The following is a 14,872-nucleotide window of genomic DNA, read 5'->3' on the forward strand; positions in this document are numbered from 1 at the left end:
CCTTGTCTGCATCGATGCACAACGTGCTGTTTAACCTAATCTAACGCCTGTATATGACGAGCAGTGCTTACAGTTCTTCACGCAAGCACACGTCAAGCGGCCGCTTGCGGCGCCACAGCGCATGAAATTCACGCCAGTGGGGCTCTTGAGCGGCGCCGAGCATTTGTTCATCGCCCCGGGTGTCACCCCAGGCGCGCAATGTGTATTGGTCCAAAGGCCCGTATTGCGCCTCCAGACGGATGACTTTTTGTTCACACCGGCAGTTAGTGCCGCTGATTTCGCCGGTCAGCACGCCGTTTACCGCCTCCAGTTGAGTGCCGATCAAGCCGATACCCAATTTTTTGGCGAACGGTTTGAGTACCAACTCAGGCGATGCCGAGCAAATGGTCACGAGCGCTTGCTGCTCTTGTTGATGGGCGACAGATGTTAAGCCCAAAGGCCGCATTAACCGCTGCCACGAAACGTCACAAAATGCTTCAGCACGCTCTTCAACCCACGCGACTTTGGCACCTGTCAGATAGACCGTGATGAGCTTTTCCTTCAGGTCGTTGCGGGAAATCTGACCCAGCAAGTAGCTGAGCGTCGCTGGAATCATCCGGAACAGACGCATGGCGAACAGCCGATTGCCGAACGCAAAGCGTAAAAACGGTACAAAACTGTCGTGATACGTCAGCGTGCCGTCGAAGTCGAACGCCGACAGCACCTGTTTATTTGTAACCGGTTTATTTAAAACGTTGTTCAACCTACCCATTCAGCCAATCTCAGGCTGCCTCCAAAAGTGTCGGAAGGATTACCGCACTCTGTGCGAACCCCTTGCCAATGAGCGCGTTCGATAACGGTTTGCGCCCATTTGTAATGTGTTGCCGGCTCGCACATGGCGTCGTTGAACTTGAACACCGCGGGCGCCGACTCACTGAGTATTTGGCGTGCGCTGTTCAAATCTTCAAGGGTGACTTGCAACGCCTTGTGGATAACCGTGATTTGCGACGGGTGTATCGCGGTTTTACCCACAAGCCCGTGCGCCATGTCCAATGCCAGCTCCTGCTCCAGCAGATGCGGTGTATTGAGCTGTTCAAACACCGGCGCCGTCAGCGCAAAACCCGCCGCGCCCATCACCCCGCACAACATCGGGATCACATAACTCATGGGCGTACTGTAAAGCGTCAGGGCCGGGCTGCGCCGCAAGCCCAGGCAGCCCATCAGGTCATTGCCGCCAATGCGCAGGGCGATGATACGTCCCGGCAACTGTTCCAGCATGGCGTCACGCAGTTCCACCATAGCCCCCGGATCGAACACCTCCGGGGTTTCAAGCGTCGGCATCAGCATCAGTTCGTGACGGGTAACGGCCTGTTGCCATTGACGAATGTTGCTCAGGCGCAATTTGGGCACCACAAAGCCATCGACGTGACGCATCAGCGACCACTCGTTGAGCACCGCCGCCATTTGCGCATCCCGCGGGCGAACAAACAGAATCGGCCCGCCGGACGGTCGTCCGCCCCGGGCTTCTATCCCCAATAACAGATGCTTGAGATTGGACAGCGCCTGCTGCACGTCGGTCTCGGCGACAGCGTCTTCAAGGCACACCACCAATGAGCGCAACCCTTGAATCTTCTCGCCAAACACCACATCCAGAATGTCCGCACGGGTGGCGGGCATATACAGCGTGGCGCCCAAGGCATAAGCGGAATGTCTGATCATCAACGAACACTCCTGATCACGGTCACGGCCCGATAAGGCCCCAGCTCATCGCCTGCCTCTTCGACGTCAATGTTGGCCTGACGGGTCAGGTGCATCAGCAATTGCACATCCTGATCGTCACGGCTGCGTACCAGCACGTGGTCCGGCACGCGGCGCATCACCGCGCGCGTGGCTTCGGCAATGCCCGGTTTGACGCGATTGGGGTTGGTTACCCCGAACCGCGTCGAGATACGTTCGACCGCAGCCACGGCTGAGTGTTGCAACGCATGTGCCTGCTCGCAGGTCCACGGCAGGGCCGGTGCCTGAGGCGTCAATAGCGCGCGCTCGCGTTCGATGCTGTGGATAAATGCCTGCGTCACGTCGTGCTCGGCCAAATGCCCATACACCACACACCCGTGCAGGCCCGGATCAGTTGGCCAGATGGAGCGCGAAACCAGCCCCGACACGGTGGCCCCCAGGATGCCCGAGGGGATCAACCAGTCTTCGGCGGATGCCGACAACCACGCCCGACCACACGGGTCGGCCAATACCACGAGACGCGGCTCGGACGGGAAACGCGCATCACCCGCCAGGCTGTCGCGAATCTGACCGCTGATCGCCCCTTTACCGGTCCAGCCGTCCACGAACACGATGTTCTCGGCGCCGTGGGTCTTGATGATAGCTTCAAGTGCCACGCTGTCGATGCCACGGTCACGAATGATGCTGATGCCGTAGTGCCGCGCGTCGCGACCCATGTCAACCAGCGCCCGACGCAGCAGTACGCCCAATGGCAACCCGGCGCGCACAAACGACACCAGCGCAATCGAGGAACCCTGATACCGCTCATTCAGGGCCAGGGCCAATGACTGAACATCGGCGGCCATGCGTGCGCCGTTTTGCGCCAGCGCTTGCAGGTAAAGGCTTTTGTGGGTGTCAGACGGCGGGTGTTCCTGACTGATCATTTCCGAATAGTGGCGCTGTCGGGTCTGTATCAGACGCTCTTTTTCCTCTACGTCGGTGACGTCGATGTCCATCGCCCGCAACAGGAAATGCACGTCATCCGGGGCATAGCTGCCACTGCCTACCGTGGTTAAACCGTCAAACGCGTCACGCATGGTCAACACTCGCCATCACATGGCTGGCCAGTTGCCCACGACGGGGCGTGCCCCACCAGTCGCATTCGGCCATAAACCCCAGGTCCGACACACTGTCGCCAAAACCCAGCATCGGCCGCTTGCCATTGACCGCCTGATCGCGACGAATCCATTCGCGTACGGCTTCGCGCTTTTGCAGCGCCAGCGGCAGAAACGCCAGATTGTTGCCATTGCCATGCACATACAAACCGTCCAGCAAACCCCGCGCCTTGACCTCGGCCAGCACGGCCAGCAGCGCGTCGTCGGTTTCGTTGTTGTGTTTGGTGACGACGTAATGGGCCAGCCCCTGTTCCTCCACCACCCAGCCGCGCAGCGAAAAACCCAGTTCGGCGCCAATGGCCAGGGTGTGCTCGCTCAGTTGGTGCAAACGGGTTTGTTCCTGCGCCAGCAAGTCGCCCATGCGTGCATGCCAGGCGGCGTCCAGCGACCCATCGGCGGCAAGGATCACGCCTCCGTGGGCGCACACCGCGCCATGGGCAAACGGCAACTGCACCCGCTGATAGGCTTCGATGCTGCGCGCCGTCACCGGCACCACATCAGAGGTGGCCAACAGCCACTCTACAAAGCTCTTTTGGGTGGCGTTCATAAAGCCGTTAGGCTGCCCGTCAACGTCGAGCGTGGCGGTAAAACGGGGCTCATCGCCCATTTTGCGGGCGGTCTGGAACAGGGTGTCGTCAAGATCGACGAACACCAGCGGACGATTAGTTGTCATCAACGATCACCTGCGCATTCAACGCGCTGACCAGCGCCGGGTCGACGGCCGCGGCCGGCGTTTCGCTGCAAATCAGCACCCGGTCGAACTGGCCGGGGGCGACGTTATACAAAAAGTTAGGAATGCCCAGCCCGTAGTTATCGGAAAAAGACAGCGCATGGTCAATGGCATGGCCCAGGGCAATCGGCGAACGGCTGGTGGAACTGAAATGCACATCAGCCCCCGCCTTTTCCAGGCGCTCGGCCAGCAAAAAGGGACGCCACACAAACTCACTGGTGCCCACGACCAAAATGCGCTCGCCGGGTGTGACGTGCAGGTCGGGCGCCAGCGTATCGCGGTGTTCGCTCACCCCCATGCGGCCCCAGTCGCGACGCGGGTCCAGCGGCCAGTCACCTTGGGCAACACTGCCCACTTCAGGCATGTCCGGCAAATCAGCGGTGGGATCTTCGTGGAACGTGTAGCGACCGTCGAGCAACGAGACACTGGTCACTTGATCGCCCATCGCGTGACGCACGGCGTCTTGCGACCAGTCTGTCAGGGTCGCGGTCACCAGACGCTCAATGCGCGTAAGCCCGGCATCCACCAAGGCTTTGGACAGGTTGATAAAGGTATTGCCAGTGGAGGCTTCGTCATCCACCAGCACCAGCGAGCGCGCCGCCATCATCCGCTCACGGGTGACCGCATCAGCGGGCAGGTGCAGCAAATGCGAACTGGCGTGGCTGTGCTCTTCTTCAAAGCGGGCAAACAATTGACTGCCGGTCGGGTGACGGGTGCTGACCAGGTACACGGTGTCATCGCGAGTCTGGCTCAAGGCTCTGTGCACACCGGCGCCAAGGCCGACGGCTGTTTCAGCCATACCGATCACTAGCACTGGCCCGGGTAAGTCCGCAGGAATTTTTGCCGCAAGGGCGTTGAAACTGTCAGCCATCAACGAAGGACGCGCCGGTATATGGCGACCGAGCACACGGGAAACAAACAAAAAAGCGCGCTTGGGATTACGACGTTCAGCGAAACTAAAAAGTGCCTCCGGGTCAAAGGTCGATGCATTGACCTCTACCTCAAGACGACCACGCTTAAGGTTTGCATGCAAAGCCTTGGAGCCGGTCAGGGGGTTACCGCTATTCATTAAAATTGATTACCTGGAAATACAAAAAAAGTGAGAGACGATTCGCGAGTCAACGGGTTATGACAAGCACGAAATCGTTACTGGAGATGGCTGGCGTCTATCCGCCATAAACCGGACTGCGCTGCCCGAACCAGCTCGGGTGTGCTCAACGCGCGTTCACTGCCCCCGCGCTGAGCGGGTACGCGGGCGGCCTCAAGAAACGCCAGCACCAGCGCAGCCTTCACGGCAAAATTCATGTTCTGCGCATCTGCCATGCTGGACGTGACCAACCCGCCCACCAGACCGTACGGGTCAAACACCGGGCTGCCACTGGAGCCCGGCTGTATCGGTGCGGTGAACTGCATCAGGCTGGCATCATCGCGCAGACCGAACAGCCCCGATACCACACCTTGGGAGACTTGCACCCCGCCGCCCGCCAGCCCGGCCAGCGGAAAGCCCAACGTGACGACGCTTTCGCCCAGCTCGCAGCCAATGCCGTCACGAAACGTCACCGGGTTGAAAGGCGGCGCACCACTGACCCGCAGCAGCGCCAGATCATTCGTGCGATCCACCACCACGGCTTCTGCCTGAAAACGGCCCTCGAACGAGGCGATGTACAAATGGTTCAAACCTTCAATCACGTGGGCGCACGTCAGAATATGCTGCGCACTGACCGCAAACCCGGTGCCAGTCGCGCTTTGTCGAGCGTCTGTGGCAGGCGCATCGGTGCTGACCCGTTGCGGGTGGCGATCATCCAGACTGCTGCCCAGGCGTCGGACAAATGCACTCAAACCGTAAGCCGATGCTTCAACCAGTGCGCGAAGTTTCCATTGATCCTGGCGACGGTACACCTCGGCAATCACCATCGCACTGTCGCCGAAATCAGTCAGCGACAGGCCATGTTCGATCTGATCTTCGGCGCTTAGCTCAAATGAACCCAGCTCACGCAGCGGCCCCAGCGCGCCGTACACATACAACACCAGCAGCACGCGCTCGCAGGTGGCGGGCAGTTGATCCAGCGCCAGGCCAAACTTGGCCAGGCCACAGGTGTCGTGCCATTGCACCCAGGGCTGGGGCTGATGCAGCAGCGCAGGTTCAGTCACCAGTTGACGCTGGTTATCCAGCGCCAGCAAGGCCAGCCCGGCGTAATCGCCCAGCGCCCCGGCCCGCGCGCAAACCAGGTTAAATTCACAACGCACCGATTGCAGAGGCGCATTGCCTCCCGGCATCAATTTCATCTTCCTTGATTCCCCTGTGCCAGTACGCTTAATGAGAGGCGCTCACCTTAACAGCTCTTCCCCACGAACCGAAACGGCCACCGTAATGGCCTTGACCTGCACATCGTCACGCCATACGCCCAATGGTTGCGGCAGATTCAGACGTCGGGTGGCGAAAATTCCCGGCAGGTTGACGCCGGTTTCTCGTGTGTAACCGATACCACCTGAATAACGCAGATTAATCTCCAGCAAATGCGGCTGGCCGCTGGCGTCATCACGGGTTTGCACATTGACGATGCCATCGCAGCCAAAATGTTCGGCCGCCCGGATGGCCAGTTCCACGGCATCGCTGTCGCGCTCGAACGTTTGCATCAAGCCCTGTTTGCGCCGCCCGACGAACGCCACGGCCTTGCCCGCTTCGCACACCATGTCCACCGAGCACTCACTGCCCGGCATATAGGGCATCACCAGCAGTGGCTTGGGCTGCTCGGACTGGCCATACGCCTGCGCGAAGACATTCAGATTCACCTCGTGGGAATCAGCGTTGGCGAAGCTGCGAAACGGGTCGACGTCTTCCGACACACGCCAGAACCCTTGGCCATAAATACCGCGCGTGGGTTTCACACACACCTGCCCGTCACGGGACAACTGGGCGTAGGCGCTTTCCAGCTCGGCTTGGGTGTGCACGGTGATTGCAGGGATACAGGCCAGTCCGGCCGCCGATGCCTCGCGGGTGAACACCGACTTGTCGTCGACCCGATCGAAGGTGTCGAGGCTCAATGTGCCCGTGACCAGCACCAGCCCGGCCCGCTCAAAATCAGCCCGGTGGGCTTCATAAACGTGCCCCACCCGACCCGCCAGTACGACCTTGACGCCATGGGCGCGTGCGGTGTCGATGACCCAGGCGATGCGCGCTTCATTGTCCTGCGGCTCGCGCAGGGCCAGATCCGCCAGCCCAGTAATTTCGGGGCGGCTCTGGCGATGCGAGGCCACAATTTGTATACGTTCAGGCAATGCCGCACGGGCGCCCGCAATCACGTCGCGCTGGCTGGATTGCCCTTCAAGAAACCAGATCATGGACATCCCTTGGTACACATGGAGGAGAGACACACTAAGCGCGGAATTCTACGCCAGCTCACCTCAATGTGAACGCTTCTGAACAGTACTATTGAAATGCCACTACTGCACATGCTCCAATTGCCGCCCTTTTTGAAACATTCGGCATTAATTAGCTCTGACCGACGCGTGTGCGGTCGCCAATTGGCCTTAAACCTGTCCGCGTTTAAGAGCGCCGTTTGCCCGGAACAGACTTAGCAGCAACTCATCTATCTACCCCTCGTTTAATGAGGGGAACACAAGGAGCAGTACATGAAAGGCAAGGTTCTTGAGTTCAACTCGGCAAGTCGCACCGGCACCATCTCGGCGGATGACGGCAACCGTTACGCGTTCAGCGTCGATCAATGGAAAAGCGCAGTACTGCCAAAGGCAGGCAGCCGTGTGGATTTTTCCGCCAATGCCAGCAACGCCGAAGCCATCTTCCTGGACGGCCCGGCAGCCTCCGGTAACTCGAAAAAAATCCCGGCGGCCCTGCTGGCGTTTTTCCTGGGTGCATTTGGTGCGCACAAGTTTTATCTGGGCTACAACGCCCAAGGCATCATCATGCTGTTGGTGTTCCTGTTCGGCTTCATCTTGCTGGGCGTGCCTTCGATGATCATCGGCCTGATCGCCTTCATCGAATTCATCATCTACCTGACCAAGACCGACGAAGACTTCGAACAGACCTACGTGGTTGGCCGCAAGCCTTGGTTCTAAGCCATCACGCTGACGCGTTGTAATCGCTGACGAGCAGCGCGAGGCTGCGTCCCATGGCACAGCCTCGCACCACGATGACACCCCCTCATGCCTGTACCGCTCGACGCCCTCTCTCCCATGGGCGCGAAGATGATCCAGCGCAATAGAACCTGACTTGGCATGGCCCTTCGCGGCGAATTGACTACGCTCCACTGACGCTGTTTTCAACCCGTCAAGGAGCCTGCCATGACCCTTTCCGTTACCAGCAAAACCCTCAGCGACTACGACGCTCAGTGGGCCTTTAACACCGCCACGGCGTTTTTGCGCAAATCCCCCCTTGCCGACTACTTGATCAAGCAGCTTGAAAAGCAGAAAACAGTGACGCTCACCGTCGAGGTGTATGCCGACCCTGCCCAGGCCAACCGCAACACGTCCGATCACGGCGTCATTGAGTGGAGCGTGCTCAGCAACGACCTGTCGAGCAATGAAGCCAGCGAAGTCACCGCCTTTCTGAGCCGCACCCCGATTGAGCAAAAACCTTACCTCGCCAGCCAATTGAATTTGCTGCACCTGCTGGCCCTCGCCTGCCAGCAACTGAACAATCAGCTCGACTTGCGTGACGCCGATGCCCCTTGGCCATGGCTGGATGAGAAGACGCTCAGCGCAGTCGATATCGAAAACCACGTCGCCCGGGAATTGAGCGAACAGCGGTTGCCTGACGAGCAGAACTGGGATCGCATACTCAACGGCAAATAAGCCCTGTACCCGACGCCCGGCCACCCAGGTCGGGCATGCCGCTTCCTCTGTGCAATAGGGAAAATCGCCGTGCAGCGCTCAGGTGAAACCTGATATCACTTGGTAATAATTCCTATCTGCAAGGGGTGCATTTCCTACTTATAAGGGGGTGGCACGCGTCCTTAGTATCCAAATGGACACTTAAGATTCCAAGGACCGAACAATGGACGTCAACGACCTCAACCTGGTCAACATTCGCCAACTGCCCCACTCGCTGCAAGCGCTCATCGACTGCGTGGGGCTGGAGCATGCCTACCGACTGACCTGCGAGTTTGGCGGCAGGCCCAAGTACATCCCCAAACACGCCGAACGCACCTCGCTGTCGCAGATCTTACCGCCCGATGCACTGGGCGCACTGATCAAGCGGTTTGCCGGGCTGGCGCTGGAAATCCCCAAGGCCGATCACTTCTGCCGCCAGATCCGCAATCAGCATATCCAGCAGGAAACCTGCCAAGGGTTGTCGCGCAGCAGGCTGGCGGACAAGTACGGCCTGAGCCTGCGCCAGATCGGCAATATCCGCCGCCTCGAAACCCCGATTCCACGGTAATCGGTTCCCGCTGAACGGCTCCTGGGCGAGCCCCTACAGTGACATTGCGCACCCTCGCGCACCTCAATACGGAGATTGACCATGTCACACATCGATTCAGGCCTGATTGGCTCAGTGATTAACGCACTGCCGCTGGACCGCATGATTGCGGGCCCGTTGCAGGCCATGATTCAGGCGCAGGTGCAGGCCAGCAAGTCGTACGCCGACTTCCTCATGGGCGTGTGCATTCAGGAAGGCAAAGCGGTTTCGGTCCAGTTTGACTACGACGAAACGCTGGTGGACGACCAGGGCGTCTACAAGGGAACCGTCACCAAGCACATGCGCATCCCGCTGCTGGCGGCGATCAGTCACCCGAACATCACCATTGAAGAAGGCAACATCGATTTCGAGCTGACCATCAGTCAGCAAGCCGAAAGCACCCAGCAAACCAGCGGCGAAGGCAGCTTTGCCGCGTCGATGGGCTGGGGGCCGTTCAATGTGTCGATCAAGGGGTCGGCCAGTCACACGTCGTCGCAAACCCGCAAGACCGATACCCGTGCGCGGTATGCCATCAGCACCCGGGTGGTGCGTCAGGGCCCGCCCGAAGCGCTGATGCGGGTGATCGACTTCCTCACCGATGCCGCCACCAAGCCCATCGTGATGCCAAACGCGACCGCGCAGCATCTGGATGCCCTGCCGACCGCCGGGGTCTTGCCCGCGCCGGGCGCACCGGCTGCACACACCCAGGCATAACCCTCTGGACGTGGCCCCGCCCCTGGCGACGGGGTCGCTTACCCCCACACCAAGGAGTGTGAAACATGGCGCTTTTCAATCGCCACAAAGAGCCGCTGGCGTTGCCCGACCCACGCAAGCAACCCATGGCCGCCTGCGACCTGAGCAGCATTACCCGGGGTTTGCAGCAAGCCGCTGCGGCCACCCAACACCTGGTGGCGCAGCAATACATCAAACTGTTCGATCAGTTTTTCGACTACGACATTGACGACCTGGGAACCCCGATGAAAGCCAAAATGGTCGACGTAGCGCTGGATGAACAGCACACCCTGCGCGTACCGCTAGTGACGCTCGTGGCACCGCGCGGTTTGGCGCTGGAAGCGATGAAGGTGGATCTGTCGGTGCGCATGCACGCCACCGAGCAGCAAAAGGCCAGCCACGCACTGGAGAACGGTGAGCTGGACTGTGCGCAGTTTTTCGTCACCTTTGGCGGTGACAAAAACGACCATCACCCCCGCAAAACCGATGAGATGCACATCAGCATGGAATTTCGCGCGTGCGATCCTCCCGAGTCGATTCACCGCATGATCGAGGAATACACCCAACTCATCAGCCCGGTGCGTAACGACTCGCCAGGGGTTTCGTCCGGTGCGCCCCGGTCGCCGGGTGTATTGAGCGAGCCGTGAAGCGCTTAGAAACTGGAGGTTTCAAGGCTGCGGTGCAGCCCGGCCACGACCCTCGGCAGGATGCGCTCCCAGTCGCCGGTTTCGATGTAGCCCAGCATCTTGGGCGGCGCGTTTGCAGCGCGAACCTCAATAAACAGCGATGCGCCGTAACCAAAGGTGGTGTCAGTGGCCACGTGCAGCGACTGCTCCAATTGGTCCATGCATTCGCTGTGGGTGACCAGCACCAGATTGCGCCCCGCCACCTTGTGCTTAAGGGCATCACTCAACAAGGTGCTACGGCAGTTGAATAACCAATCCTGAGCCTGCACCGGCCGCTCGAACATAAAACCGGCCGTCTGCCGGGTTCGGGTCAGCGGGCTGCTGTAGATGTCCACGTTTTGCAGACCCATTTTCTGAAAGTCGGCACCCAGTTGGCGGGCGGTGTCGGTGGCGCGCACGGTTACCCCATCGACAGGTCCCAGGCACGGCGCAATGGACCGGTCGCAGCGCTCAACATGACGCACCAGCGCAATCACGTCGCCCTGGGCCCAGCTCAGGGTCAGCGCCTGCACGCGGTCAAGGTGGCGCGTCTGGGCCAGATTAGGCGCCGCCGCTGGCGCCAGCAACTGCACGGTGAGCACGATGGTCAGCACGCTGGCGGCCAGCACCACCCAGGCATTGCGGTAACGGGCGAACACACGCCGCAGCGGGAAACCTTTAACGTCGGTAAGGCCGAGACTTGGCGTCAAAATAGCACTACCCCTGTGGGACTCATTAACTGAAACAGGCCAATAAGCCCTCGATACAAGGCAGATCCTTGCACGCACAGGCCATCAGCCGACTGAACAGAAGTCTAAAAACAGGCACGTCGGGGATCGGTGAAACCGATGTGAAAAAAAACGTGAGCGCGCGGCCTTTCCCCCACTGTTTAAAGGGCTTCTGACCGCTTATCGAGCCGTTTAAAAAAGCGTTTCAGCTCTGCGCCCTGCCGCCGATACAGCCCAATACACCTTCTGCTGGGCCAGAACAACAAGACTCTCCAGCGAAATCTCGATCAAGAAGCGAACGGTTCCTGGAGGAACGCATGAACAGCTGGCTGAGCAATATCAGCGTCAACATGAAACTCGCACTGGGCTTTGGCCTGGTGTTGACCCTTACGTTATTAATGGCCATCAGCGACTGGCTCAGCCTGGACAAGCTGATCGACCGCAGTAACTGGATGAGCGACATCACCCGCCTCAACAGTTCATTGACCAACCTGCGCGTGGCGCGCTTGCAGTACATGCTCACCGATGGCGACGAAACCGCTGCGCAAAACGTACAGACCAATCTGGACGCCTTTGTGGTGCAGCAAAAACAGCTGATTGCATCGTTCAAGAGCCCGGAAAACCTCAAGCTGCTTAACGAACAGCACGAGATCATCAAACAGTACCAATCGGCCCTGGTCACCATGCGCAAAGCGTATGTGGAATCGGCGGTGTCTCGCGATGAAATGGACCAGTACTCGAATGTCGCGCGCGACGCGATGGACCTGTTGAAAAGCCGCGTCATGCAGAGCAGTGCCAGTGAACAGGATCGCTTTGAGCAATTGGAAACGCTGACCACCGTTCGCGAAAAATTCCTCGTCGCCCGCTACCAAGTCCGCGCCTACATCGCCGCCCAGACCACCGCTAACGAGCAGGCCGCACGCCAGCAACTCAACGAGGCGATTGCCAGCCTGACGGCGCTCAACACCTATTTCGTCGCCAGCGCTCCTGAGACCCTTCGCACCCTGGATGACGCGTTGGCGCACTATCAGCACGCCTTGCAGGTCTACGCCGACACCGACAAAACCATCACTGACATGCGCAAGGAAATGACCGACTACGGGTCGGGCATCCTCAATCGCAGCGATGCGTTGTACACCCTCCAACTGGAGCGCCGCGACAACGAAAGCGCCAGCGCCAACACCATTCAATTGGTCAGCACGCTGCTGGTGCTGCTGTTCGGGATACTGGCCGCCGTCATCATCACCCGCCAGATCACCCGCCCGCTGCGTGAAACCCTGGAAGTCGTGGAGCGAATTGCCGGAGGCGATCTGAGCCACAACCTGCGCGTCACCCGCCGCGATGACCTGGGCGTGTTGCAACAAGGGATTGCGCGCATGGGCACCACCCTGCGCGAGCTGATTGGCGGCATCCGCGATGGCGTGACGCAAATTGCCAGCGCCGCCGAAGAGTTGTCGGCCGTGACCGAGCAGACCAGCGCCGGGGTCAACAGCCAAAAGATCGAGACCGATCAAGTGGCCACCGCCATGCATGAAATGACCGCCACCGTGCAGGAAGTTGCACGCAATGCTGAAGACGCCTCGCAAGCCGCCGCGGCAGCCGACGCTGAAGCCCGCGAAGGCGACCAGGTGGTTAATCAGGCCATCGACCAGATCGAGCGTCTGGCGGTGGAAGTGGGTCGTTCGACCGAAGCCATGGCCGTGCTGCAACAGGAAAGCGACAAGATCGGCAGCGTGATGGACGTGATTAAAGCAGTGGCCGAGCAAACCAACCTGCTGGCCCTCAACGCCGCCATTGAAGCCGCACGTGCCGGTGAAGCCGGTCGCGGGTTTGCCGTCGTCGCGGATGAAGTGCGTGGGCTGGCCCAGCGTACGCAAAAGTCCACCGAAGAAATCCAGACGTTGGTCGCTGCCCTGCAAAGTGGCACCCAACACGTGGCCAGCGTGATGAACAGCAGCCGCAGCCTGACCGACAGCAGCGTGACCCTGACCCGTCAGGCGGGGACTTCGCTGCAAGGCATCACGCGGACCGTGTCCAACATCCAGTCGATGAACCAGCAAATCGCGGCAGCGGCGGAACAACAGAGCGCCGTGGCAGAAGAAATCAGCCGCAGCATCATCAACGTACGTGACGTGTCGGAACAAACCGCCGCCGCGAGCGATGAAACGGCCAAGTCCAGCATCGAATTGGCGCGCCTGGGCAATCAGCTGCAAATGATGGTGAGCCACTTCAGAATCTGATGCAGCCGCCACGACGTTGATCTCAAGCCCTTCTCAATGAAGGGCTTTTTGTTTTCAGACTGGCTGAAGCTCACTCCCGCGTCAGGCCCGCAGCGGCCCGTGGCGCTGGGGCTACCTGTCATTTATGACAGTATAAAAACCGCGTGAAATCACTTAATAAAGGAGCACCCCACTCAACCGTTAGAGCATTGCATGACGACAATGATCATCTCGGACGGCCGCCCCCCGATAACACGGCCAATCAAAACAAAAAGGGCCCATGGCACATTATCCCGCCTGATTTATTTAACCGCCCTGGCCGGCCTGACGCTTAACGCCCTGGCTGAGCCGGGCGATGACATTGCCGCCGAGATGACCCGGTACTACCAGTCCACTGTTGAGTCTTGTGCTGAAGGGCAACGCCCGGCCTATTACTGTTCGGGCCTGATGATAAAAAACACACGCGTGCGCCCGGGGCATTACGCCTGGAATCCGGGGCGCGCTGCGGTCTCAAGCGGGGGCACCTCTTTCATCTACTTGCGCGCCGACACCCGGTTCAATAACCCCGACGCCAATACGCTCAATGGCTTTGTGTTTTACCCCTATGGCCATGCCCACCCGCCCATAAAAAAAGCGCCCCAGGTGCTGTGCGCATTCCCTCTCGCGACATGGACGCACAAACGGGACGATAAAGGGTGCGGGGATCAATTCGATACGTCGGCCGTCGAAACGTCCTGTGAAGCACTGAACATTCATACGGCTGAAGACTGGGTCGACGACCATTTGAAAACCGATGGCAACCTCAGAAAGCAATGCGCCTTCCGGGAGGTCAGCGGTCGCTTTGAAGAAAAGGGGGCGCAACACTTTTATGCCAGCCTGAAGGCACGATCACTGCTGCTTAAAAACTCAGACCAACTTGAATACGACACCTTTGAAACACCCAACAAACTGCGCTTATCGACCTGGGCAGAAAACCCGGATTCGCTGCCGATCATGGCGTTCTTTTACGTAGACGATCCGTATCTGGGCAGCGGGCTGGCGGCCGCTCAACAGGATCAACTGGATTGGGTCGTCGAGAACAAGCGCGCCTACACACCCATTATCAAAATCACCTACCCGGCCACCATGAAAGAGCACGCGGTCTTCACGTTCAATCAGGCCGATCAACGGGTATGCCCCACCTATTTCGATTCATCGCGCTGGGTGTTGAAAGAGGGCAAATGGTGGTTGGTGGTAACACCCAGCGCATGCAGTCAAGCGGTTGCGCTGTTTAACAGCCAGGCCGCGAGCAAAGAGTTGCTGGCGCTGCACGGGGCGGATGCCGAGCTCAACGCCTTGGCGCCAGGTCATTCGATAGCAGAACAGCTCCAGTGCCTGGCCTACAAATACCGCAACGCCGCCGAATGGCACCTCGCCCCCTGGCGTTCGGTCGAGGGTTTGACCCAGGCTCAGGTCCTGGCTGCGGATTGCCAACCCTAGTGCGCGGCGCGATTGATCAATGGATCAACTAAA

At 59.4% G+C, this 14,872-nt stretch carries 15 protein-coding genes and 1 pseudogene; 8 read left to right on the forward strand and 8 right to left on the reverse strand.

Annotation, left to right across the window (positions count from 1 at the left end; genetic code table 11):
- Nucleotides 1-67 precede the first annotated feature (67 nt).
- The 7 genes from V6F78_RS19805 to V6F78_RS19835 form a co-directional block, all read right to left on the reverse strand.
- A complete protein-coding gene (locus V6F78_RS19805) occupies nucleotides 68-742 on the reverse strand; it encodes an HAD family hydrolase (protein WP_047295609.1) in 675 nt (224 codons plus the stop codon).
- On the reverse strand, nucleotides 739-1,698 hold the full coding sequence (locus V6F78_RS19810) for an HpcH/HpaI aldolase/citrate lyase family protein (RefSeq protein ID WP_047295607.1): 960 nt from the start codon (nucleotides 1,696-1,698) through the stop codon (nucleotides 739-741). Before V6F78_RS19810 ends, V6F78_RS19805 begins: the two co-directional genes overlap by 4 nt.
- A complete protein-coding gene (locus V6F78_RS19815; RefSeq protein ID WP_047295604.1) occupies nucleotides 1,698-2,792 on the reverse strand; it encodes a cysteine protease StiP family protein in 1,095 nt (364 codons plus the stop codon). The genes V6F78_RS19810 and V6F78_RS19815 overlap by 1 nt, the downstream gene beginning before the upstream one ends.
- Nucleotides 2,785-3,543, reverse strand: coding sequence for a trehalose-phosphatase (locus tag V6F78_RS19820; RefSeq protein ID WP_047295603.1), 759 nt, complete (start codon nucleotides 3,541-3,543; stop codon nucleotides 2,785-2,787). Before V6F78_RS19820 ends, V6F78_RS19815 begins: the two co-directional genes overlap by 8 nt.
- A complete protein-coding gene (locus V6F78_RS19825) occupies nucleotides 3,533-4,669 on the reverse strand; it encodes a phosphoribosyltransferase domain-containing protein (protein WP_047295601.1) in 1,137 nt (378 codons plus the stop codon). The genes V6F78_RS19820 and V6F78_RS19825 overlap by 11 nt, the downstream gene beginning before the upstream one ends.
- A gap of 77 nt (nucleotides 4,670-4,746) precedes the next feature.
- The gene (locus tag V6F78_RS19830) at nucleotides 4,747-5,886 is read right to left on the reverse strand and encodes a trypsin-like peptidase domain-containing protein (protein ID WP_332728027.1); all 1,140 of its coding nucleotides are present in this window, start codon (nucleotides 5,884-5,886) and stop codon (nucleotides 4,747-4,749) included.
- A 42-nt stretch (nucleotides 5,887-5,928) separates the two neighbouring features.
- Nucleotides 5,929-6,942 carry an ATP-grasp domain-containing protein gene (locus tag V6F78_RS19835; protein ID WP_047295640.1) on the reverse strand — a complete coding sequence of 338 codons (1,014 nt, stop codon included), beginning with the start codon at nucleotides 6,940-6,942 and terminating at the stop codon, nucleotides 5,929-5,931.
- A gap of 291 nt (nucleotides 6,943-7,233) precedes the next feature.
- Here V6F78_RS19835 and V6F78_RS19840 point away from each other — a divergent pair, with 291 nt between their 5' ends.
- From V6F78_RS19840 to V6F78_RS19860, 5 genes are all read left to right on the forward strand, one after another.
- Nucleotides 7,234-7,677: a TM2 domain-containing protein gene (locus V6F78_RS19840; RefSeq protein WP_047278526.1), complete on the forward strand. Its 444-nt coding sequence runs from the start codon at nucleotides 7,234-7,236 to the stop codon at nucleotides 7,675-7,677.
- 225 nt (nucleotides 7,678-7,902) lie between these two features.
- Nucleotides 7,903-8,412 carry a hypothetical protein gene (locus tag V6F78_RS19845; RefSeq protein ID WP_047295483.1) on the forward strand — a complete coding sequence of 170 codons (510 nt, stop codon included), beginning with the start codon at nucleotides 7,903-7,905 and terminating at the stop codon, nucleotides 8,410-8,412.
- 202 nt (nucleotides 8,413-8,614) lie between these two features.
- Nucleotides 8,615-8,998: a transcriptional regulator gene (locus V6F78_RS19850; protein WP_047277622.1), complete on the forward strand. Its 384-nt coding sequence runs from the start codon at nucleotides 8,615-8,617 to the stop codon at nucleotides 8,996-8,998.
- A gap of 81 nt (nucleotides 8,999-9,079) precedes the next feature.
- Nucleotides 9,080-9,730, forward strand: coding sequence for a DUF2589 domain-containing protein (locus V6F78_RS19855; protein WP_047278530.1), 651 nt, complete (start codon nucleotides 9,080-9,082; stop codon nucleotides 9,728-9,730).
- Between the two features lie 65 nt (nucleotides 9,731-9,795).
- Nucleotides 9,796-10,395, forward strand: coding sequence for a DUF2589 domain-containing protein (locus V6F78_RS19860; protein ID WP_048377402.1), 600 nt, complete (start codon nucleotides 9,796-9,798; stop codon nucleotides 10,393-10,395).
- A gap of 5 nt (nucleotides 10,396-10,400) precedes the next feature.
- On the opposite strand, the gene V6F78_RS19865 is transcribed toward V6F78_RS19860, so the two are convergent.
- A complete protein-coding gene (locus V6F78_RS19865; RefSeq protein ID WP_047295486.1) occupies nucleotides 10,401-11,123 on the reverse strand; it encodes a histidine phosphatase family protein in 723 nt (240 codons plus the stop codon).
- Between the two features lie 470 nt (nucleotides 11,124-11,593).
- Here V6F78_RS19865 and V6F78_RS22500 point away from each other — a divergent pair.
- From V6F78_RS22500 to V6F78_RS19875, 3 genes and pseudogenes are all read left to right on the forward strand, one after another.
- Nucleotides 11,594-12,526: pseudogene (locus V6F78_RS22500) on the forward strand (methyl-accepting chemotaxis protein); the annotation flags it as partial.
- 141 nt (nucleotides 12,527-12,667) lie between these two features.
- Nucleotides 12,668-13,381: a methyl-accepting chemotaxis protein gene (locus tag V6F78_RS22505; protein ID WP_371058662.1), complete on the forward strand. Its 714-nt coding sequence runs from the start codon at nucleotides 12,668-12,670 to the stop codon at nucleotides 13,379-13,381.
- 192 nt (nucleotides 13,382-13,573) lie between these two features.
- On the forward strand, nucleotides 13,574-14,839 hold the full coding sequence (locus V6F78_RS19875) for a DUF2599 domain-containing protein (RefSeq protein WP_169839449.1): 1,266 nt from the start codon (nucleotides 13,574-13,576) through the stop codon (nucleotides 14,837-14,839).
- Nucleotides 14,840-14,872: the final 33 nt, after the last annotated feature.

Source organism: Pseudomonas sp. ESBL9, assembly GCF_036668715.1.
GTDB lineage: Bacteria > Pseudomonadota > Gammaproteobacteria > Pseudomonadales > Pseudomonadaceae > Aquipseudomonas > Aquipseudomonas lundensis.

What these genes read in the sequence shown, in the direction of transcription:
- V6F78_RS19825 (WP_047295601.1), bottom strand. Translation starts at nt 4,669, where the DNA reads ATGAATAGCGGTAACCCCCTGACCGGCTCCAAGGCTTTGCATGCAAAC.
- V6F78_RS19835 (WP_047295640.1), bottom strand. Translation starts at nt 6,942, where the DNA reads ATGATCTGGTTTCTTGAAGGGCAATCCAGCCAGCGCGACGTGATTGCG.
- V6F78_RS19815 (WP_047295604.1), bottom strand. Translation starts at nt 2,792, where the DNA reads ATGCGTGACGCGTTTGACGGTTTAACCACGGTAGGCAGTGGCAGCTAT.
- V6F78_RS22505 (WP_371058662.1), top strand. Translation starts at nt 12,668, where the DNA reads ATGCATGAAATGACCGCCACCGTGCAGGAAGTTGCACGCAATGCTGAA.
- V6F78_RS19860 (WP_048377402.1), top strand. Translation starts at nt 9,796, where the DNA reads ATGGCGCTTTTCAATCGCCACAAAGAGCCGCTGGCGTTGCCCGACCCA.
- V6F78_RS19820 (WP_047295603.1), bottom strand. Translation starts at nt 3,543, where the DNA reads ATGACAACTAATCGTCCGCTGGTGTTCGTCGATCTTGACGACACCCTG.
- V6F78_RS19845 (WP_047295483.1), top strand. Translation starts at nt 7,903, where the DNA reads ATGACCCTTTCCGTTACCAGCAAAACCCTCAGCGACTACGACGCTCAG.
- V6F78_RS19855 (WP_047278530.1), top strand. Translation starts at nt 9,080, where the DNA reads ATGTCACACATCGATTCAGGCCTGATTGGCTCAGTGATTAACGCACTG.
- V6F78_RS19850 (WP_047277622.1), top strand. Translation starts at nt 8,615, where the DNA reads ATGGACGTCAACGACCTCAACCTGGTCAACATTCGCCAACTGCCCCAC.
- V6F78_RS19875 (WP_169839449.1), top strand. Translation starts at nt 13,574, where the DNA reads ATGACGACAATGATCATCTCGGACGGCCGCCCCCCGATAACACGGCCA.
- V6F78_RS19810 (WP_047295607.1), bottom strand. Translation starts at nt 1,698, where the DNA reads ATGATCAGACATTCCGCTTATGCCTTGGGCGCCACGCTGTATATGCCC.
- V6F78_RS19830 (WP_332728027.1), bottom strand. Translation starts at nt 5,886, where the DNA reads ATGAAATTGATGCCGGGAGGCAATGCGCCTCTGCAATCGGTGCGTTGT.
- V6F78_RS19840 (WP_047278526.1), top strand. Translation starts at nt 7,234, where the DNA reads ATGAAAGGCAAGGTTCTTGAGTTCAACTCGGCAAGTCGCACCGGCACC.